We start from the raw sequence: 20,575 nt of genomic DNA on the forward strand, positions 1-20,575 counted from the left end.
TGCAACACGTTGCAGAACCAAATGGACATACGTCCAGTTATCTGTAGAGTGTCCCCTGTCACAGTCGTGTCCATCGGCCGGGGGTCACCAGCACCATGCGCTCAGTTCCACATCTACGGGGTCGGCTCGCCGGAACCATCTCGCTGCTGACTGCCGCCGTCGTCGTCGCCACGACCGGCGTCAGTGCTGCGGCACCGAGTCCAGCTCCTAGCGCGCAGAACTCGGTGTACGCACTTGCGAACGGTTGCTACGCACTTCGCACGGAGTCCGGTGATTTCGTGCGCCGTGACGGAACCGCGTACCTCACCGATTCCACGAAAGCCGCCGACGCCGAACCGTTCCGCCTACACGCGGCCCAGTTGGGCCGTTTCATGCTGTACGGCCCGGACGGGTCGATGCTCTCGCACGACGGCGCAGACTCCGTTCTCGCCACCTCCGAAGCAGCTCCGTCCACCGACTGGACCGTGATGTCCACCGGCGAGTCCTTCGTTCTGACCGCGACCTCGAACGGCCGCCAACTGATCTCGCGAGACTTGATGCTCACGATGTCCGATCCCGGTGACGTTCCCGAATCGGCGTTCACTCTGATCCCCCGCGACGGCTGCGCCGATTTCCCCGAAGCAGAAGTGGGTGCAAGCGGTGTTCCGGGAGAAATCGGGCCGAACGGTGAAGTCACCGGATTCATCGACACACACGTGCACATGAATGCTTCCGAGTTCATGGGCGGAAACCTGCACTGCGGCCGACCTTTCGATCCACAGGGCGTCACCGCAGCGCTCGTCGACTGCCCGGACCATCAACCCGACGGGATACCGGCCCTCCTCGAAAACGTTCTGTCGTACGGAAATCCCTTCGAAACTCACGACACCACCGGCTGGCCCAGCTTCGCCGACTGGCCGGCGCACGATTCCCTGACACACGAGCAGACGTACTACAAATGGGTCGAACGGGCCTGGCGCGGCGGACTACGCATCTTCACCAATCTCTTTGTCGCCAATCGGGTCCTGTGCGAGCTGTATCCGAGCAAACGGAATCCCTGCGACGAGATGGAGACCGTCCGAATCCAGGCGCAGCAGACACGCGAACTCCAGGACTACATCGACGCCCAGTACGGCGGACCCGGCCGCGGATGGTTCCGCATCGTGAGCTCCCCCGAACAAGCCAGGCAGGTGGCCGCCGACGGAAAGCTCGCCGTCACCCTCGGAGTGGAGGTATCCGAACCTTTCGGTTGCTCTGTGCGTAACGGGATTCCGCAGTGCACCGAGGACGACATCGACCGCGGCCTGGACGAGTTGTACGACCTGGGTGTCCGGCAGATGATCGTCACGCACAAGTTCGACAATGCTCTGGGCGGTGCCCGTTTCGACGGCGGCGTCACCGGCGTCGCCGTCAACATCGGCAACTACCTGGGCACCGGGGAGTTCTGGCAATCGGAATCATGCACCGGCGTCGCCGAGGACAACGTGCTGCCCACCAAGGTCGACGGCGCCCAGAATCTTCTCGCAGTACTCCCACCCGGGGTGACGCTTCCGGTGTACCCCGCTGGTCCGCAATGTAATTCGCACGGCCTGACCGACCTCGGCGCGTACACGATCCGAGGTTTGATGGACCGAGGGATGATCGTGGACATCGACCACATGAGCGTCAAGACCGCCGAAGCAGCCCTCGATATTCTCGAAGCCGCGAATTACTCCGGTGTCGTCTCGAGTCACAGCTGGAGCGACCCGAGCCTGTACAAGCGGATCTACGCGCTCGGCGGTTTCGTCGCCCTGTACGCCGGGCAACTGGACGCGTCGGACGAGAAGCCCGAAGAGCGTGGATTCATCGACCAATGGCGCGACGCGCGGGCGATGCGAAGCGAGAACTACTACTTCGGTTTCGGCTACGGCGCCGACACCAACGGCTTCGGGCCGCAGGCCGCACCGCGCGGTGACGCCGCCGAAAATCCGCTGCAGTATCCGTACACCGCCTTCGACGGCACGGTCATGGACCAGCAGCGCGCCGGCACCCGAGTTTTCGACGTGAACACCGACGGTGTGGCGCAGTACGGGATGATTCCCGACTGGATCGCGGACATGCGCATCGCTGCGGGAGCCGACGGCGACACCATCATCGAGGACATGAGCCGAGGCGCCGAGGCTTACCTGCAGATGTGGGAGCGCGCGCGAAACTAGCTACGCTGGTGGACGGTCCCCGCGCGATCGGGGGCCGGTCCTAGATCGTCCGGCACCACCCGAAGGAACTTTTCGTGGCTGACTTCCAGTTCACCGTCGACAAGACTCACGCCAAGTCGGTCAACGACACACTGGCCGACGTACGCCGCCTGCAGATTTCTGCGGTGATCTTCGCGATCGTCCTCGCCGCCGTCGGGGCCTGGCTGATCAGCATGGGCGAGGTGTGGTCCATCATTATCGGCGCGGTCCTCGCCATCGGTGCGGCCAGTTCACTGTGGGTGGCGGTGTGGGCGCCCCGCAAGGTGGGAAGCGTCGAATCTCTGTATGCGAACAACCCACTGGTCCCTGCGATCGTCACCGAGGTCCACCCGCGTGCGGCGACGCTGACCGCGCTGATCGACATCGCGAAGCCGGCCGCCGGGGCGCCGAAGTACGCGCTCGTCAGCCGCAACGTTCGACTCAATCCGAAGTGGCGAGTCGGCGACCGCATTCCGTCGGTGGCGCTGCGTTCGGATCGTTCCACCCGAAGCAAGGCAGACACCTGGCAGATGGTCAGTCCCATGCCGATCGAATGGGGAACCAAGGACTCGGCCGTCCTGGCACGAGCGATCGCCGCTGTCAGCGCGAGCGAGTGGAACTTCCTGCAGAGCCGGATTCCCGACTCCGAAGAAGTTCGCACTCACCCCGATCGCCGGGTTCTGATCAAACCGGCCGATCTTCCCGACTCCCTGCGCTAGCCCCAACGGTTACGCGAGCGCGGGAAGCACTTCCTTCTCGAACATCTCGATTCCCGACGTGTCGTACGCGGCCTCGGGGAAGTAGAAGATTCCGTACTCGAGTCCCTGCGCCTTGAGCGCCGACAGGTTCTCGATGATCTGCTCGGGTGTACCCACGGCAGGCATTCCGCGGAAGGCGTCGAGCGACGCATCGGCGGCAGCTTCGCCGACCAGCGGCGTCAGTCTGGCTTTCAGTGTCTCCAACCGCTGAGCCACCTCGGCTTCCGTCGCGCCGATGGCCACGTTGTAGTTGGCCGAACGGACGATGGCGTCGAAGTCGGTACCGACGGTGTCGCAGTGCTTCTTCAGGATCTCCGACTTGTGTACGAAGCCCTCCGGGGTGCCGTCGAAGTTGGTGTACTGCGCGTACTTGGCCGCGATCTTGAGTGTGACCTTCTCGCCGCCGCCGGCAACCCAGATGGGAATTCCGCCCTCTTGCAACGGAAGTGGGCGGCACAGCGCTCCGTCGACCTGGTAGTACTTGCCGTCGAGCGTGGCGCTGCCGGTCGACCACGCCTGCTGCATGATCTGGATTCCTTCGTCGAGTCGGCCCAGTCGCTCACCGGCAGAGGGGAAGCCGTAGCCGTATGCGCGCCACTCCTGCTCGTACCATCCACCGCCGATTCCCATCTCGACGCGTCCACCCGTGATGAGGTCGGTGGTTGCAGCGACCTTGGCGAGGTACGCCGGGTTGCGGTAGCTCATGGCGGTACACATCTGGCCGAGTCGGATACGCGACGTCGACGCACCGAGTGCGGCCATCAATGTCCACGCCTCGTGAGTCGCTTCTTCCGTCGGCTGGGGAACGGTGTGGAAGTGGTCGTAGACCCACACCGATTCCCACGGCCCTGCCTCCGCGCGCAGCGTGAAGTCTCGCATCACCTCCCACTGCTTCGCGGGGTCGATGCCGACCAGGTCCAGACGCCAGCCTTGAGGTACGAACAGTCCGAATCGCATGTAGCGAGCGTACCTACCGTTTCCCGACGCGCGAGCGGGGTGACACCCGCGGCGAGTAGACCGGAATGAAGCGGAACATCATTGCTGCGCCGGCGAACGAAGTCGCGCCCAGGGCAGCGAATGCCCACCCGAGCGGGAACACCGCGGCGAGAAGACCGATCGCGAGCGGCCCACCGAACATGCCCGTGTCGTGGGTCAATCGCCATGCAGCGAGGAACTCGGCGCGCTCCTCGGGCGGAGCGATATCGGCACCGAGAGTCATGATCACGCCGTTGCCCAATCCGTTGCCGATCCCCATCACGACGGCGACCACGGTCAGCCCCAGTGCACCCGTCGAGAACGGCAGCATCAGGTACGACACACCGATCACCGTCAGCGAAGGCACCGCGACCAGCCTGCGGCCGTACCGGTCCATGATGTGTCCGGCCGGGTACGAGCACAGCAGGTCCACGGCCGCGCCGATACCGAAGATCACACTCACCTGGGCTGCATCCAACCCGAGGTGCAATGCCCACAGTGGCAGAACCGCCTCCCGCGAAGCACGGGCCGCGCCCATCAGAAGGGAGCCTGTCCCGAGCGTCGACAGGGCGGCACGATGACGGCGAAGGATGTCCGGGAGGGTGACGTGCCCGTGATCGCCGATGCCCGCCTGCGCCTTTCGCGGCGGGTCGGGAACGCGAGCCATCAGTGCCCCGGCGAGTACGACGCCCACCAACTGGACCAGGAATCCTCCGCGCGCTCCCACCAGGAGAATCACGCCCGCACCGATGAGCGGTCCCAGGAAGAAACCCAACCGCCACATCGCCGCGAACGACGACATCGCTCGGGCTCGTAGGCCGAGTGGCACGGTCTCGGCGAGGTAGCTCTGCCTCGCGAGGCCCCACACCGCATTCGCCAGTCCGGTCAGCAGTGCTCCGACTCCCAGCATCCACGGAGTCTGCGCAAGCAGGCAGATCACCACTCCTGTTGCACCCAAGGTACTTCCGCCGATGATCGATCTTCGCTCACCGAAACGCGACACTATCCGTCCGGCCGGGAGGTCACCGAGTACGGCGCCCAAACCACCGAGGGCAACGATCAGGCCGGCGACGGCGACCGACGCACCCAGATCCCGGGCGGTCACGGCCATGATGGGGGCAGCCGCACCCTGACCGATCCCGAAGATGGCCGCCGGCACGAAAACCGTTGTCACCAGCGGCTTGAGCCCGGCAATCGCCGGCTGTTCCTTGGGTAGAGTTTCCGTCACGCGCTCACTTCTGCCGCGTCAGCGGCCCGCGAAAACCGGTTCGCCGGACGATCGAGGCCGTAGTGGCCCCGCAGGGTGGATTCGGTGTACTCGGTTCGGAAGAGCCCACGCGCCTGCAGAATCGGCACGACCCGGTCGACAAAGACCTCGAGCCCACCCGGCAGGTACGGCGGCATGATGTTGAAGCCGTCCGCGGCGCCCTTGTCGAACCATTCGGTCAACTCGTCGGCCACCTGCTCCGGTGTCCCGGCGAACGTCCGATGTCCTCGGCCACCACCGAGTTTGCCGATCAACTCTCGAACGGTCAGCTTTTCGCTCTCTGCAAGGTCTTTGACGAGTTGGTATCGACTCTTGTTTCCCTGAATCCGATCGATGTCCGGCAGTGGCGGCAGCGGGGCGTCCAGGGAATGTTCGGTGAGATCGACGCCCACCATGTTCGAGAGTTGGCGCAGTGAATACTCCGGAGAGATCAGGTCCGTGAACGACTGCTCCAGGGCCTTGGCTTCTTCTTCCGTATCCGCGATGAAGGGAACGATGCCCGGCAGCACCTTGATCTCGTCGGGACTACGCCCGTACTTGATCAGCCGAGCTTTGAGATCGTTGTAGAAATCCTGCCCCTGCTCGAGAGTCCGTTGAGCGGTGAACACGGCTTCGGCATATCTCGCCGCGAAATCCTTACCGCTCTCGGAGGAACCGGCCTGCACCAGCAGCGGACGTCCCTGCGGAGACCTCGGCGAATTAAGCGGACCGGCGACCGTGAATCGTTCACCGTCGTGGTCGATCCGATGGACACGATCAGGATCGGCGAAGATTCCGGTCTCTTCGTCCAGGACAACGGCTCCCTCTTCCCAACTGTCCCAGAGTCCGAGCGTCACGTCCAGAAACTCCTCGGCACGCTCGTAACGACCGCTGTGCGCCGGTACTGCATCGAGGCCGAAGTTGGCCGCCTCGTCGGCGCCGGCCGACGTGACGATATTCCATCCGCCGCGTCCCCCGCTGATGTGGTCGAGGGAAGCGAACTTTCTTGCGAGAGTGTACGGATCGCTGTAACTGGTCGACGCCGTCGCAATCAGACCCACCTTGTCGGTGGCTGCAGCGATCGCCGAGAGCAGGGTCACGGGTTCGAAGATCGCCTGCGTGTTGTGCTTGACCCGCGGGCCGACTGCCAGTCCGTCGGCGAAGAACACCGAGTCCAGCTTTCCTCGTTCGGCGATCCTTCCCAAATCCTGGAAGTGCTTGACGTCCAGAAGGTTGGCCGCATTTGTGTGTGGGTGGCGCCACGCCGCCTCGTGATGGCCGACGCCCATCAGGAAGGCGTTCAGATGAAATTGTCGTTCGGACATGAGTTCGCAGAATCTTTCCGTGAAAGTGTGGTCAGGTCGTGACGCGCCAGCGCGAGAGCCGACGTTCGATCAGGACCAGAATCGCGTTGATCGTCAGACCCAGCAACGAGATCGCGACGATACCCGCGTACATGTTCGGGATCTGGAAGTTGAGTTGTGAGGCGGTGATCAGATACCCGAGACCGGCTTTGGCCCCGACCATTTCGGCGGCGATCAGTACGAGAATCGACGATGCGGCGGCCATGCGAATTCCGGTGAAGATCGTGGGCACCGCAGCGGGTAGAACCACCTTCTGGAACAGCCGAATCGAGGAGAACCCCAGCGAGGCAGCGGACTTGATCAGCAGCGGATCGACCGTGCGGACACCGGAAATGGTGTTGAGCAGAATCGGGAAGGTGCAGGCGTAGATCACCAGGGCGATCTTCGATTCCTCACCGATTCCCAGAATCAGCACGAAGACGGGAAGCAGCGCCAAGGCTGCAGTGTTACGGAACAATTCGAGAATCGGGTTGAGGAAGTCGGAGACCGGGCGGTACCAGGCGATCGCAATTCCCAACGGGATCGCGATCGCGATGGCCACGAAGAATCCGGTCAGTGCACGCGTCAGGCTGGCTGAAACATGTTCTTGCAGTTGCCCGTTCTCGGCGAGGGTGAAGAATGCGGACACGACTTCGGTGAAGGGTGGGAGGAAAACCTTGTCCACCAGCCCGAGCCGAGGTGCCGCTTCCCAGATCCCGAGGAAAATCGCGATCGCAATCGACGGCTTGGCGATCCGCCACGCGGCGGAACCGACGTAACGCGCCGCCTTGCCGCCGGCCTGGCTCCGCTGCGCAATGTCAGGTGTTTTGTCGGGCAACGGTTTCGGGTCGACAACCACGTCCGGTGTTGCCAATGCGCTAGACATGTGCAACCTCCTTGGCGGGATCGAGTTCGCCGGCGCGGGCGCGCTCGACTTCACCGTGCAGCAGTGTCCAGATCCGGTGCCGGAACACTCGGAACTCCTCACCGGATCGCACGTCGTCGCCGGACCTGTCGATGTCGATGTCGACGATCGTCTTGACGCGCCCCGGCCTCGAGGTCAGCACGGCAACACGTTGTCCGAGGTAGATGGCCTCGTCGATTCCGTGGGTGATGAACAGGATCGTCTTGCCGGTGGCCTTCCAGATGCGCAGAAGCTCATCCTGCAGCGACTCCCGTGTCTGTGCGTCCAGGGCTGCAAACGGTTCGTCCATCAGCAACACCTCGGGATCGAAGGCCAGGCTGCGAGCAATCGCAACTCGCTGCTTCATTCCGCCGGACAACTCGTGCGGATAGCGATCCGCGAAGCCTTGCAGACCGACCAGTTCGAGGTAGTGCTCGGCGAGTTCGCGTCGCTCGCTTTTCTTGACGCCCTTCGCCTCGAGGCCGAACTCGATGTTGTGACGTGCAGTGCGCCACGGAAGCAGTGCGTACTGCTGGAAGACGATGCCCCTGTCCAAGCCGGGGCCGGTGATCTGCTTGCCGTCCAGAAGGATTCGACCGGAAGTGGGTGAACTGAGTCCACCGAGAAGGTCAAGGAGAGTTGACTTGCCGCAACCACTCGGCCCTACGAGTACCAGGAACTCCCCCGGCGCCACGTCGATGTTGATGTCCTCGACTGCGGTGAAAACCTCGTCGGTCCCACGAATGTCGAACTGTTTGGTGACGTGCTCGAGCCGTAGTTTCGGTTCTGTGCTCATTTTGCTGCCTCCAGTGCCTGTCCGTCAGCGCCGCTGTCGGGTGAATACGTTCCGTTGGCGTATGGATTGAACTCGTTGGTGTAGATGTCCGACGGCTTCAACTTCCCCTCTTCGAGTTCGCCGTTTCGGGTGAGCCAGTCGATCCACGTGCTGATCTCGGTATCGGTGATCGTTCCGCCAGGGCCGGCGACTCCCGGACTCTTCCAGTAGCTGATGAGCTTGGTGTCCTCGTTGCGTCCTCGGTTGTTGATGATCGAGGTCAGCTTCGCGATCACTTCCTCACGTGGGTGCGTCTGAGTCCACCGGATGGCTCGCGCTGTTCCCTGAACGAAATCGGCGACCGCCTCCTTGTTCTGCGCGATGTAGTCGTCACGGAACACCAACGTGCCGTAGGTGAACGAGCCGAACAGCGACTCGTCCGTGAACAGCTCACGAAGACCACCACGTTCGAGCGCGGAGTCACGGAAGACCGAGCCGAGAGTGGCGACGTCGATCTGTCCCTGCCGCAGCGCTTGTTCCGTGTTGACCGGCGGCACCACGATCAATTCCACCTGCTTGATCTCGTCCGGCGTAAGCCCCTGTCGCGCAAGCCATTCACGCACGACGAACTCGTGGTGTGCGCCGAGGGTATTCATCCCGACCTTCTTGCCGATCAAGTCCTTCGCAGACTTGATCGGACTGTCGTCGAGCACGTAGTACCCGTTGAAGCTCTCCTTGTCCGAGCCGTAGTACCCGATGACCGAGGTGATCGGTGAACCTGCGGAAGCCAACTTCACCACGGCACCGTTGAACGCTCCACCGAACTCGGTTTGACCGGTCGCCGCGTTCTGAATGCTCTGAGGGCCGCTGGTCGTGTCACCGATCCAGTTGAGCTCCACGTCGTTGAAGTAGCCGAGGTCGGCGGCCAACTCGGGGTAGATGACCTGTCCGGTGCTGCCTTCGTACCGCAGGACGGTCTTGCCGTCGGCGGTCTTGACCACTTCGTCGGAGGAGCCCGAGCAGGCAACGGCGAAGCTGGACAGAGTGACAAGAGCGACGACCGCGGCTACCGAGCGCGCGAAACGAGGGCGAATCATGAAGTGGCTTCCTGTAGAAGATGATTGGTTCAGTTCTCGGCTACACCTGTCCGGAGCGCCGTGTGCGGCGCTCGGCACAGGCAGGTGTGGGGAATGTCAGTTCAACGACAACAGTTGAGCGACATGAGCGGGAAAGACCGAAACACGTGGGACTCCAATGAATGTGACGACGGAATCGAGCCGTAAGCAGTGCCGAAACCATACGTCGGCACCCACTACCTGGGTCAACGGTTACATTCATGCCGGATTTAAAGTGTCAGGTCCGTATCATGATGGCATGCTTTCGCCGACGACTGCGCAGGACTTCGAGCAACACCGTGGCCATCTGACGTCGGTGGCCTACCGGCTCACCGGCAGTTTCAGTGACGCCCAGGACGCGGTGCAGGAAACATGGATACGCTTACAAGTCGCGCAATCACGAGAAGGTGCCGACCTCGAGATCCGCGAACTGCGCGGATGGCTCACCACCGTTGTCGGGCGGATCTGTCTCGATCATCTCAAGTCGGCCGCGGTGCGCAGAGAAAGCTATGTAGGACAGTGGCTTCCGGAGCCGATCGTCACGGCCGTCGACGCCACCGCGAGCACACCCTCAGCGACACCCGATCCGCTCGCGTACGTGGTGGCTCAGGAACAGAATCGCTTTGCTGCCCTCGTCGTCCTGGACACCCTCACGCCCGCTCAACGAGTCGCCTTCGTCCTGCACGACGGCTTCGACGTACCGTTCGCCGAGGTGGCCCGCATCCTCGACATCGAAGTCGCCGCCGCCCGACAGTTGGCTTCACGGGCTCGGAAAGCCGCAGCATCGGCGCCGGTACCGGTCAGCAGCGAGGAGCATTCCGCCGCAGTCGAACGATTGGTGACGGCTATCGCGAGTGGAGATCTGAACGCCGTGATCGATGCACTCGATCCCGATGCCGTGCTGATCGGTGACGCAGGCGGAACCACCCGCACGGCGGTCAACATCGTCCGTGGCAGTGATCGCGTGGCGCGGTTCTACCTGGGGTTGGCGCGCAAGTACGGACCCGCTGCGGTGTTCTCGATGTCACCGGTTCTCGTCAATGGACAGCTCGGCGGTGTATTCGCCGGCTCACCCGGGGACGACCAGTACCCACAGTTCGCCGCGCGAGTCGCCGGCTTCACCGTTCGCGACGGAGTTGTGCGCGCGGCCTATGACATCGCGAATCCAGCCAAGTTCAGCGCTGTGCCGATGCTCGATCACACCGAACCCGAGCGCAAGTAGCGAGACTCCCATTCTTCGAGGTGAGACCTGGACACCTGCGTTCCGAACCACAGCCGGTGCAGCACATCCGATCCCAGGTGATGTAGTGCGGTGTGCGTTCCCCACCGCTGCGACGCCCATTCGGGTTCGTTGTGGGCGGCGTCGATCCCGGCCATCGTGCTGCCGCGCAGTTCGAAGTCCAGGTCGCGACGAAGCTCGGAAAGCTCGGACCAATTCGCCTGTGGTGCATAGTGCCTTGCGCGGATTTCGGTCAGCAGCTTGAACAGGACACTGCCGGCGCGTTCGTCCACCCAGACCAAAGTCCGTCGATGTGCCCCGCGTCCGACCGTCCACAGGACGATCAACGCCACCACGACTCCGATTGCCGTCTCGAGCATGCGGCTGAGAATCAGATGCTGGACGGTCCCGTGCGCACCACCGGCAGCGCCGAGGAGGATGGCCAGGGCGGTGATGAAGATGACGGCGATCCCGTAGTTCCGCACCAGGAACAGCTCGATCCCCGCCATCAGGACGGCAAGCACCGCCACCATCCACAGACCGGTCGGACCGCATGCATAGACGACGCCCAACAGAATCAACCCGAGAACGGTTCCGCCGATGCGATGGATGCCGCGATAGGTGCCCAGTATCCGATCCGGCCCCTGGTGAAGGACCATCGCAGCGGCGATCACCGCCCAGTCCGGGCGATCGATGCCGAGCAGAACAGTGAGGGTTCCCGCCGCCATACAGGCCACTGACAGCCGAAGGGCCGTGATCGACGCTCGGCTGGACGGATTGCAGGCGCGGAGGAACCGATACCGGATCGTCGGATCCGGCAGAGGTGGATGAGCACCGACCTCGTCGACGTCGAATGCGGGGTCCGCCATGAGTTCGGGATCGTGGTCGTCGGAGATCGCCCTTGCCATCGAGATCTGCGCTCGTTGGAGTTCGCGGGTCAACGGGTGGTCCTTCCCGACGATTGCGCCGCGGTACAGGCACTGCCACGCGTCGTGCAGGCGAAGCGCGGCAGCGTGGCGCTTGTCTCGCGCCAACTCCGGCGGGGCGTACGTCGCCTGTGCTTCCGTGTACTCCGCAACGGCCGAAACGGCTGCCTGTACCGCGCTGCGCTCTATCGCTCTCGGTGCCCACAGGATGCCCGTCATCGAGACGACCACCGCGCTGATCCCGCCGACAGCCGTCCACGTCGCGACCTCGACCGGCGGCTGGCCGGGAGTGGCGATCACGGAGCTGATCTCGGTGGTGAGCAGTAGGAAGAACGCGCCCGGTGGGCCCAATCGAAGTGCGTCGACGGTAAAGGCGCACGTCGCGACCACGACCGCCATGATCAGTACGACGAAGACCAGGAGAACCGTCGGCGCGCCCTCGGCGATGGCTCGGTGGACCGGCTCCCCGACCGACGCCCCGATGAAGGACAGGATCGTCAGCACCGTCGCGGCGATACCGACTGCCTTCCATCTGCTCCGGTACGGGCGCCCCTCACCGTAGATCGATGCGAATGCGCCGAGGCCGACCAGGAGTGAAGAAGGTCCGAATCCGAGCAGCGTGGCGATGGACGCCGGAATCGCCAGGGCGAGTGCGACCCGAACAGCTCCTGGATACCGGTTTCCCACCGGCGGCAATCCGAACAGGACGCTGCGCGCCGGCCGCGGTGCCGGGAGGCTGGACTCGTGACCCGCTGATGTTTCTTCGGGGTCCACTGCCCATCCTTCGCGCCGGCCTGTTCGTGTCTGTGTCGTCCCATTCTTGCGGGCGGGCGACGTGGCATTCGAGGCGGGTCTGGAGGTCGATTCGACCACTCCCTTATTGACACACCGTCAACAGTGTGGATGATAGGTGAGGTCAGATCCGCTCGCGGGTCGCACTTCATCGATCGGGAGAAATCACGATGACGCAAGGATCAACCGCAGTCGCTGCAACCCGGACCACAGAACGACGGTCCCCGTGGATGGACGACGAATTGGAGTCCGTTGGCGACCTGGCGAGGAACTTCTTCGCCAAACACGTGACACCGCACCAGAAACGCTTCGCGGACCAGGGTTTTCCCGACAAGTCTGCATATCGGGAACTCGGGACACTCGGGCTCGCCGGCATGTCGATCCCCACCGAGTACGGCGGCGGAGGAGGAACTTTCGCACACGACGCCGTCCTGTTTCACGAGCAGGTGATGGCAGGTGATCATTCACTCCAACTCGGTGTGCACTCGGGAATCGTGCCGCACTACCTCAATGCCTACGCCGATCACGAGCACAAACTGCGCTGGTTACCGAAGTTGGTGAGCGGCGAATGGGTGGGCGCAATCGCCATGACCGAGCCCGGCACCGGGTCCGACCTACAGAACATCACCACCCGCGCCGTCCGTGACGGTGACGACTATCTGATCAGTGGCGCAAAGACATTCATCTCCAACGGCCGCAATTGTGATCTGGTGATCATTGCCGCCAAAACCGATCCCAGCCTCGGAGCGCGAGGAGTGTCGCTCATCGTGGCCGAGGTCGACGACAACACACCGGGTTTCGAGCGCGGGCGAATACTCGAGAAGGTCGGACAGAAGGGCCAGGACACCACCGAGTTGTTCTTCGACGGCTTGCGCGTGCCGGTGACAAACCTGCTCGGGGACCGCGAAGGCACAGGATTTGCCCAGCTGATGCAACAGCTACTGCCCGAACGATTGATCTGTGGGGTTGCTGCCACTGCGGCAATGGAGCGTGCAGTCGCCATCACCGTCGAGTACACCAAATCGCGAAACATGTTCGGGCAAACGCTCTTCGATCTGCAGAACACCCGCTTCGAACTTGCCGAGTGCGCGTCCATCGCTCGTATCTCACGAACGTTCATCGACGACTGCATCGTCAGATACCTTGCCGGGCAGCTCGATGCGACTACCGCCGCGATGGCCAAGTACTGGCTCACCGATCAGCAGTGCGCCGTGATCGACCGGTGCGTACAACTGCACGGCGGGTACGGCTACGTCCTCGAATATCCCATCGCCCAGATGTACGCCGACGCTCGCATTCAGCGCATCTACGCCGGATCGAACGAGGTCATGAAAGACCTCGTCGCGAGATCTCTCTGAGCCATCAGGAGTCCGCCTCGCAGGCCGGCAGCACTTCACGCACGATTGCCAGCAAGCTGCGTACCAGCAGAAGGTGCACCTGTTCGCGGTCCAGCGACCCGGTCACCAACCACTGCTTACTGGCGGCCTTCGCCAATCCTCCGTACGCCACGATCACCGAATGAACAGCGGCCTTGCTGCCTTCAGTCGGTTGAATCTCGAGCGCATCCATCATGCGTCGCGCGGCAACGTCGTCCGCGTCCTGCAGGATCCGATCCATCTCGGGATCACGGCGGAGGTCGTCGGACATGACTGTCGAGATCCACATGTCTCGATGACGCCAGGCGACGTCGAGCCACCGATCGATCACGGCGGCGATCCGCTTCTCCTGGCTCGCCGATCGCGGAATGCGGTCCACCGCCACTTCGGGGATGAAGACGAATCGCCGTACGACGTCGAGATACAACTCGCGCTTGGAGCCGAAGTAATGATTGAGCAGCGGACGACCGACCCCAGCGGCCTTGGCCAACTCGGTCATCGAGACGTCGGCATAGGGCTTCTCCTCGAAAACCTTTGCCGCGCTGACAATGATCTGTTCACGGCGGTCTTCGGGTCCGAGACGCTTTCCACTGGCGACCGGCACCGAGTTCATTCTTTTCTCGCCGGCGTGCTGTTGACGGTCGCCTGGGCCTCGACCATGAGCGAAATGTGTTCCACCAACCGCTTTCGAGAGATCTTGGAGGACGGGGTGTGCGCCTGATAGATGAACGCGAGGGCGCCGAACAGCCCCACCGAGTTGAGTTCGGAGTTGGCGGAGTCGGCCGTCTCGCCGCCGTACATCAGCTCCAGCGACGCGGAAATCGGATTGGTGAACTCCGCCATCAGTTCTCGCCCCCGGTCCCACAGGGCAGGTTCCGCCTGGGATTCGACGAACATGATGCGTCCACGGCGCGGATCTTTGAATACGTAGTTGGTGAAGGCCTTCACCACGTGACGGATCAGGGCCGACGGTTCGGAAGGCGCGGCTCCGAGAGCGTCCAGAATGGTGTCACGAGCGCCGAGGACGACTTCGTCGAGCACGGCGACCAACAGTTCGTCACGGTTGGTGAAGCTCTCGTAGAAGTACCGTTCGGTCAGCGCGGCCTCGCGGCAGGTCGCACGCATGGTCGCGGCAGCCGCGCCCTCGGTGCCCATGATCTGCAATCCGGCTTCGATCAGCTGCGCCCGGCGCGCGGCGCGGCGGTCTTCCGGTTCCTGCCCACGCCACCTGCGCGGGCCGGTGCGCCGAGCCTCGATATCCGTCATGCCCCCATGTTCTCACTGACCGGCAGTGCTCTCGACCTCAGGTGATCGTGGTGACGCTCGAGAGCGAATTGACAGCGATTGATGTCAGTCGAACAAATTCTGACATCAACCGCTGTTGACATCACATGATGTCAGACTTACTCTTCGTTCAGTTGTTCACGCACCAATCAGGAGGCGTCACACATGGTCGACATCGACCCACCCTCGGGGCCATCGGCCAGTGAAGAGGAAACTCCAACTCGCCGAACACGAGTCGTCGTCATCGGAGCCGGTTTCGGCGGCATCGGAACTGCCGTCCGCTTGAAGCAATCCGGAATCGACGACTTCGTCGTTCTCGAACGCGCTGCGGAACCCGGGGGGACCTGGCAGGTCAATACCTACCCCGGCGCACAGTGCGACATCCCCTCGATCCTGTATTCGTTCTCGTTCGCGCCCAATCCGAACTGGACGCGGCTGTATCCGCTGCAGCCGGAGATCTACGACTATCTCCGCGACTGTGTCCACCGCTTCGGACTCACCGGTCATTTCCACTGCAACCAGGACGTGACAGAGGCATCGTGGGACGAGCATGCCCAGATCTGGCGGGTACACACCTCGGAAACCGTGTGGGAAGCACAGTTCCTCGTTGCGGCCACCGGCCCGTTCAGCGCCCCGGCCACTCCTGACCTCCCCGGACTCGAATCGTTCCGTGGTCAGATGTTCCACACCGCCGCCTGGAACCACGATCACGACCTTCGCGGCGAACGGATCGCAGTCGTCGGCACCGGCGCCTCAGCGGTGCAGATCATCCCCAGACTGCAACCGCTCGCAGACACGTTGACCGTGTTCCAGCGGACACCGACGTGGATTCTGCCGCACCCGGATCAGCCGATGACCGGCTGGCCGAGCACCCTCTTCGAGCGGGTACCGCTCGTCCAACGACTCGCACGCAAGGGGCTCGACCTCCTTCAAGAAGCCCTGGTACCCGGATTCGTGTACAAGCCGTCACTGCTCGAAGGCTTGGCCGCGCTCGGCCGAGCTCACCTTCGCCGGCAGGTACGCGACCGCGAACTTCGCGCAAAGCTGCTCCCCCACTACGCATTCGGATGCAAGCGTCCGACGTTCTCGAACACCTACTATCCTGCGCTGGCGTCATCCAATGTGGAGGTCGTGACGGACGGAATCGTCGAGGTACAGGAGCGGGGAGTACTCACCGCGGACGGCACTTTCCGCGAAGTCGACACCATAGTCATGGGTACCGGCTTTCGCATGGGAGACAACCCGTCGTTCGACATCATCCGAGGCAAGGACGGCCGTAGCCTCGCGCAAACGTGGAACGGCAGCGCCGAGGCCTTCCTCGGTACCACCATCAGCGGGTTTCCGAACTTCTTCATGATTCTCGGCCCCAATTCGGTGGTCTACACCTCACAGGTCGTCACGATCGAAGCGCAGGTCGAGTACATCGTGAGTTGCATTCTCCAAATGGACCAACGCGGTATCGGCAGCATCGACGTCCGCGCCGAGGTGCAGCGCGAGTTCGTGCGCGCGACCGATCGCCGACTCACCACCAGTGTGTGGAACGCAGGCGGGTGCAGTAGTTACTACCTCGTCGACGGTGGCCGCAACTACACCTTCTATCCCGGATTCAACCGATCCTTCCGTGCCAGGACCAAGCGGGCCGACCTCGCTCACTATTCGCACGTAGAACCCGTCTCGCCCACAGCACTCGCCACTGCTCGAGAAACCGTGAGGAGCCGATAATGCTCGGCATCAACGCCTTCCGAGGCACACCCGTCATCGCACCGTCCGGCGCCCGCCGCTACACCGACGAGGCACACGCGATCGCTGCCCGCGACGTCGAATTCGACTGGGACGGTGTACCACTGCACTACGTGCCGAACGAACCGATGGTCACCCACGTCATCAACTTCATGCATCTCGTGTTACCGGAGGGAGAGCGGGCCATGTCCGCGACACTCGCCGAAGCACTCCCTCTCATCGAGGACACCCGCCTGCACGAGGAGGTGGTGGGGTTCGTCGGCCAGGAAGCAACACATGCGTCGTCTCACAAGGGTGCACGCGAACATCTTGCGGACCTCGGCATGGACATGAAACCGATGTCACGCCGGATGGACTGGCTCGTGGACAAGATACTGGGCGACAAAGGATTGACCGGAAAAGCCAAGCACGCCTGGCTCTGTGAACGTCTCGGCCTGTTTGCTGCCATGGAGCACTACACAGCAGTGGTCGGGGAATGGCTGCTCACCGATCCCGCGCTCGAAGATGCCGGTATGCACCCGATGATGCTCGACATGGTCAAGTGGCACGGCGCCGAGGAAGTCGAACACCGCAACGTGGCTTTCGACGCCTACATGTACGTGGACGGTAGCTATGCCAGACGCGTTCGCACGGCGCTGCTGGCCAGCTTCACGCTCGTCGTGTTGTTCATCGCCTCGATGAATTACCTTTTCCGACAGGACCCGTCGAAGGCGAAGGGACGCCTGTGGCCTCTGCAGCTGATCAGCGCCACTCGTCGCGGCCTGGTTCCGAACATGAAATTCCTGGTCACCGAGATCCCCCCGTATCTGCGGCCGAGCTTCCATCCGTCCCAGATCGGGGACATGGACGTCGCCATGCGTTACCTCGCTCGCTCACCTGCCGCCAATCGTTCTTCCGGAGAGGGTGAAGGATGAACAAGACGACTGCCGACCGTCCTCACGACGCACCCGACTTCACACCGACTCGGTCGTTGAGGTTTGCCGCGCAGGCTACGGGCGCATACCGTCGGATCTTTGCGTCGAGCCCTGCAGCGCAGATACTTTCGCGCCCCAGCCCGGTCCGCTACAGCGGGTTCGACATGACTCTGGACGTGAAGTCCGTCCGGTTCGAATGCGACGACGTCCTGAGTGTCACCTTGACCCCGAGGGAAGACATCACCCTGCCGTCGTGGATCCCCGGCGCTCACCTCGACGTCTTTCTCCCCTCGGGAAGGCAACGACAGTATTCGCTGTGCGGCGACCCCGACGACTTGACCTCGTATCGGATCGCCGTCCGCAGGATCGACGAGGGTGGGGGCGGCTCGCGCGAGATCCACGAGTCGCTGAAACCCGGAATGGTCGTGGACGTACGAGGGCCGCGGAATGCTTTTCCGTTCGTCGCTGCTCCGTCGTACCTCTTCGTTGCGGGCGGAATCGGGATCACTCCACTACTTCCCATGGTGCAACGTTGTCACCGCCGCGGAATCCCCTGGCGTTTGGATTATCTCGGACGAACTCGGACGGCCATGCCATTTCTCGACGAGATCGAGGAATACTCCAGCGGCCGGGTTACCATCCGACCGGACGACGAGTCGGGCCCGACGGATATCGAAACACTGGTCGCTGCTGCGGATCCCGGTGCCGCGGTGTACACGTGCGGACCGGCGCCGCTGATGAACATGGTGCGCGCGGCGACCTTCGCCGGCAATCCGACCGGATCGGTGCACAGTGAGCGTTTCTCGCCGCTTCCGGTAGTCGACGGCAAGGAGTTCACGGTGCATCTGGCGCGCACCGGTCTCACCGTCGATGTGGGCGAGTCCGAAAGTGCTTTGGCTGCGATACGACGTGCACTTCCCGGAGTCGCGTATTCCTGCCAACAGGGCTTCTGCGGTACGTGCAAGGTTCGGGTGCTCTCCGGGTCCGTCGATCATCGAGACACCTTGCTCACCAAATCCGAACGTGCCGATTCGATGTTGACCTGTCGATCACGTTCCACCGGTGGATCCCTGGTGGTGGACCTGTGATGGGAAGATTCTCCCTCGCTGCGGCCGACGAAGACTTCATCCGATCCGCGCCGGTGCGGATCACTCACCGGATCGAATCCGAAGCGACGTGCGAAAGCGTGTGGCAGACGTTGACCTCGGATGGAGCGCTCGCGTCCTGGGCGCGCGGGATCACCGGAGCCGACTGGACCTCGGCCAGACCATTCGGCATCGGGACTACCCGAACCGTGCGCGCCGGCGCTTTTGCTGCACTGAACGAGAGATTCTTCCGCTGGGACGAGGGGCACCGAATGACGTTCTACGTGGAGTCGGCGTCACTCCCGGGGTTCAAACGCTTCGCCGAAGATCTGGTCCTGGAACCGACTTCGGCTGGAAGCCGCCTCATCTGGACGTTCGCGGTGCAAGCGCAGCCGTGGTTCGCCCCGATTCTGTTACTGGCCAGACCGATCCTCGACCGCGTGACCCGCCGCTGGGCCGACGGCGCCGTACGCCACTCACTTCAGGGAAGTCCGCGATGACGACGACCGAGATCGACACGACCACACAGGCGAACGACGACACGGTGACGCAGGCAGTGCGCGACGCGCGTGCTGCTTCCGCGTGGTGGGCAGAACTGACATTCGAGCAACGCGCTCGTCGCCTGGATCGGTGGCGAGGAATCATCGCGCGTCGAGCATCCGAACTCGCCGACGTCGTGCATCGGGACATGGGCAAGCCGCACCCCGACGCGATGCTCGAAATAGCCATGGCACTCGAACATCTCGCGTGGGCGTCGAAGAATGCCCGAAAGGTACTGGGCAGGCGCAGCGTCCGATCCAGTTTGTTGACGGTCAATCAGGCCGCCTCGGTGGAGTATCGACCTCTCGGGGTGATCGGTGTGATCGGTCCGTGGAACTATCCGGTCTTCACCCCACTCGGTTCGCTCTCGTTCTCGCTGGCTGCAGGCAACGCGGTGGTCTACAAGCCGAGTGAGTTCGCGCCGGCAGTCGGGCAATGGTTGGTCCGAGCGTTTGCCGAGGTCGTCCCTGAACATCCTGTGCTGCAAGTTGTCACAGGCGACGGTTCGGTCGGCGCGGCACTGTGCCTGGCCGGTGTCGACAAGATCGGGTTCACCGGATCGACCGCGACGGGCAAGAAAGTCATGGCAGCGTGCGCCGAGACCCTCACCCCGGTGTTGATGGAATGCGGCGGCAAGGACGCACTCGTCCTGGATGCGGACGGAGATGTCGGCGCCGCCGCGGACGCTGCAGTGTGGGGTGCGTTGTCCAACTCCGGTCAAACCTGTCTGGGCGTCGAGCGTGTATACGTGCACGAACACGTCTACGACGAGTTTATCGACAAGACAATCACTTTGGCTGCCCGAGTTCACGCGGGTCCGGGTGCCGAAGACAAGATCGGTCCGATCACCATGCCCTCGCAAGTGGCTGTAATCCGGCGCCACATCGACGACGCGATGTCGCGGGGTGGACGTGTCGTTCTCGGAGGGCTCGGCTCGATCTCCGGCCAGTACGTGCAACCGACCATCATGGTCGACGTCCCCGAAGACAGCCTCGCCGTCACGGAAGAAACTTTCGGCCCGACGATGACGATCACCAAGGTCGCCTCGATGGACGAGGCGGTGGAGTTGGTCAATGCGTCGCCATACGCGTTGGGAGCAAGCGTGTTCGGCAAGGGCGGAGCCGCCGTTGCCGAACGACTCCGATCCGGAGGAGCGTCCGTGAACTCTTACGTGATGTATGCCGCAGTCCCCAACCTGCCGCTGGGTGGGGTCGGAGCATCCGGTTTCGGGCGCGTGCACGGCCCAGACGGACTGAAGGAGTTCACCTATGCCCGGTCGACGACCAGGCAACGATTCCGTTCGCCCCTACCACTGACGACGTTTCGACGGACCGCCCGAATCGACTGGCTGGTCAAGGTTCTCATCCGCGCTCTACACGGAAGGCACTGAA

At 63.0% G+C, this 20,575-nt stretch carries 18 protein-coding genes; 9 read left to right on the top strand and 9 right to left on the bottom strand.

The annotated features are described in order from the left end of the window. Positions 1 to 95: 95 nt before the first annotated feature. Both DBV08_RS12205 and DBV08_RS12210 read left to right on the top strand, forming a co-directional pair. Positions 96 to 2,174, top strand: a complete 2,079-nt coding sequence (locus DBV08_RS12205) for a peptidase (RefSeq protein WP_124567579.1) — start codon at positions 96 to 98, stop codon at positions 2,172 to 2,174. 74 nt (positions 2,175 to 2,248) lie between these two features. After that, complete coding sequence (locus tag DBV08_RS12210; protein WP_124567580.1) at positions 2,249 to 2,911, top strand: DUF3239 domain-containing protein; 663 nt, start codon at positions 2,249 to 2,251, stop codon at positions 2,909 to 2,911. A gap of 9 nt (positions 2,912 to 2,920) precedes the next feature. Here the strand turns inward: DBV08_RS12210 and DBV08_RS12215 are convergent, their stop codons facing one another. Genes DBV08_RS12215 through DBV08_RS12240 form a run of 6 tightly spaced genes read right to left on the bottom strand, consistent with a single transcriptional unit; the run spans position 2,921 to position 9,290 of the window. After that, on the bottom strand, positions 2,921 to 3,907 hold the full coding sequence (locus DBV08_RS12215) for an LLM class F420-dependent oxidoreductase (protein ID WP_095968821.1): 987 nt from the start codon (positions 3,905 to 3,907) through the stop codon (positions 2,921 to 2,923). Positions 3,908 to 3,920: 13 nt separating this feature from the next. After that, positions 3,921 to 5,153, bottom strand: coding sequence for an MFS transporter (locus DBV08_RS12220; RefSeq protein ID WP_124567581.1), 1,233 nt, complete (start codon positions 5,151 to 5,153; stop codon positions 3,921 to 3,923). Next, positions 5,150 to 6,496 (bottom strand): LLM class flavin-dependent oxidoreductase, encoded by a 1,347-nt coding sequence (locus DBV08_RS12225; protein ID WP_124567582.1) that lies wholly within the window; start codon positions 6,494 to 6,496, stop codon positions 5,150 to 5,152. Before DBV08_RS12225 ends, DBV08_RS12220 begins: the two co-directional genes overlap by 4 nt. A 31-nt stretch (positions 6,497 to 6,527) precedes the next feature. Beyond that, entirely contained in the window at positions 6,528 to 7,400 is an 873-nt protein-coding gene (locus tag DBV08_RS12230; RefSeq protein WP_095968818.1) for an ABC transporter permease, read from the bottom strand. Then, complete coding sequence (locus tag DBV08_RS12235; RefSeq protein ID WP_003940477.1) at positions 7,393 to 8,214, bottom strand: ABC transporter ATP-binding protein; 822 nt, start codon at positions 8,212 to 8,214, stop codon at positions 7,393 to 7,395. The genes DBV08_RS12230 and DBV08_RS12235 overlap by 8 nt, the downstream gene beginning before the upstream one ends. Beyond that, positions 8,211 to 9,290, bottom strand: coding sequence for an ABC transporter substrate-binding protein (locus tag DBV08_RS12240; protein WP_095968817.1), 1,080 nt, complete (start codon positions 9,288 to 9,290; stop codon positions 8,211 to 8,213). The genes DBV08_RS12235 and DBV08_RS12240 overlap by 4 nt, the downstream gene beginning before the upstream one ends. A gap of 277 nt (positions 9,291 to 9,567) precedes the next feature. Here DBV08_RS12240 and DBV08_RS12245 point away from each other — a divergent pair, with 277 nt between their 5' ends. Next, positions 9,568 to 10,530: a sigma-70 family RNA polymerase sigma factor gene (locus DBV08_RS12245; RefSeq protein ID WP_124567583.1), complete on the top strand. Its 963-nt coding sequence runs from the start codon at positions 9,568 to 9,570 to the stop codon at positions 10,528 to 10,530. On the opposite strand, the gene DBV08_RS12250 is transcribed toward DBV08_RS12245, so the two are convergent. Continuing rightward, positions 10,506 to 12,227 carry an FUSC family protein gene (locus tag DBV08_RS12250; protein ID WP_124567584.1) on the bottom strand — a complete coding sequence of 574 codons (1,722 nt, stop codon included), beginning with the start codon at positions 12,225 to 12,227 and terminating at the stop codon, positions 10,506 to 10,508. The genes DBV08_RS12245 and DBV08_RS12250 overlap by 25 nt on opposite strands. Positions 12,228 to 12,475: 248 nt before the next feature. Between DBV08_RS12250 and DBV08_RS12255 the strand changes: the two genes are divergently transcribed. Next, positions 12,476 to 13,603 carry an acyl-CoA dehydrogenase family protein gene (locus DBV08_RS12255; RefSeq protein WP_234036943.1) on the top strand — a complete coding sequence of 376 codons (1,128 nt, stop codon included), beginning with the start codon at positions 12,476 to 12,478 and terminating at the stop codon, positions 13,601 to 13,603. A gap of 4 nt (positions 13,604 to 13,607) precedes the next feature. On the opposite strand, the gene DBV08_RS12260 is transcribed toward DBV08_RS12255, so the two are convergent. Next, the gene (locus DBV08_RS12260) at positions 13,608 to 14,225 is read right to left on the bottom strand and encodes a TetR/AcrR family transcriptional regulator (RefSeq protein WP_234036857.1); all 618 of its coding nucleotides are present in this window, start codon (positions 14,223 to 14,225) and stop codon (positions 13,608 to 13,610) included. A gap of 5 nt (positions 14,226 to 14,230) precedes the next feature. Beyond that, positions 14,231 to 14,887, bottom strand: coding sequence for a TetR/AcrR family transcriptional regulator (locus tag DBV08_RS12265; protein ID WP_124567585.1), 657 nt, complete (start codon positions 14,885 to 14,887; stop codon positions 14,231 to 14,233). Between the two features lie 183 nt (positions 14,888 to 15,070). Between DBV08_RS12265 and DBV08_RS12270 the strand changes: the two genes are divergently transcribed. From DBV08_RS12270 to DBV08_RS12290, 5 genes are read left to right on the top strand one after another with little or no spacing between them, the layout of a single operon-like run. Next, positions 15,071 to 16,627, top strand: a complete 1,557-nt coding sequence (locus DBV08_RS12270) for an NAD(P)/FAD-dependent oxidoreductase (protein ID WP_124567586.1) — start codon at positions 15,071 to 15,073, stop codon at positions 16,625 to 16,627. Further along, a complete protein-coding gene (locus DBV08_RS12275) occupies positions 16,627 to 17,559 on the top strand; it encodes a metal-dependent hydrolase (RefSeq protein WP_124567587.1) in 933 nt (310 codons plus the stop codon). Before DBV08_RS12270 ends, DBV08_RS12275 begins: the two co-directional genes overlap by 1 nt. Beyond that, the gene (locus DBV08_RS12280; RefSeq protein ID WP_124567588.1) at positions 17,556 to 18,647 is read left to right on the top strand and encodes a PDR/VanB family oxidoreductase; all 1,092 of its coding nucleotides are present in this window, start codon (positions 17,556 to 17,558) and stop codon (positions 18,645 to 18,647) included. The genes DBV08_RS12275 and DBV08_RS12280 overlap by 4 nt, the downstream gene beginning before the upstream one ends. Further along, positions 18,644 to 19,144 (top strand): SRPBCC family protein, encoded by a 501-nt coding sequence (locus DBV08_RS12285; protein ID WP_124567589.1) that lies wholly within the window; start codon positions 18,644 to 18,646, stop codon positions 19,142 to 19,144. The genes DBV08_RS12280 and DBV08_RS12285 overlap by 4 nt, the downstream gene beginning before the upstream one ends. Then, the gene (locus tag DBV08_RS12290) at positions 19,141 to 20,574 is read left to right on the top strand and encodes an aldehyde dehydrogenase family protein (protein ID WP_124567590.1); all 1,434 of its coding nucleotides are present in this window, start codon (positions 19,141 to 19,143) and stop codon (positions 20,572 to 20,574) included. The genes DBV08_RS12285 and DBV08_RS12290 overlap by 4 nt, the downstream gene beginning before the upstream one ends. Position 20,575: the final 1 nt, after the last annotated feature.

The organism is Rhodococcus sp. KBW08, assembly GCF_003852455.1.
Taxonomy (GTDB): Bacteria; Actinomycetota; Actinomycetes; order Mycobacteriales; family Mycobacteriaceae; genus Rhodococcus_F; species Rhodococcus_F baikonurensis.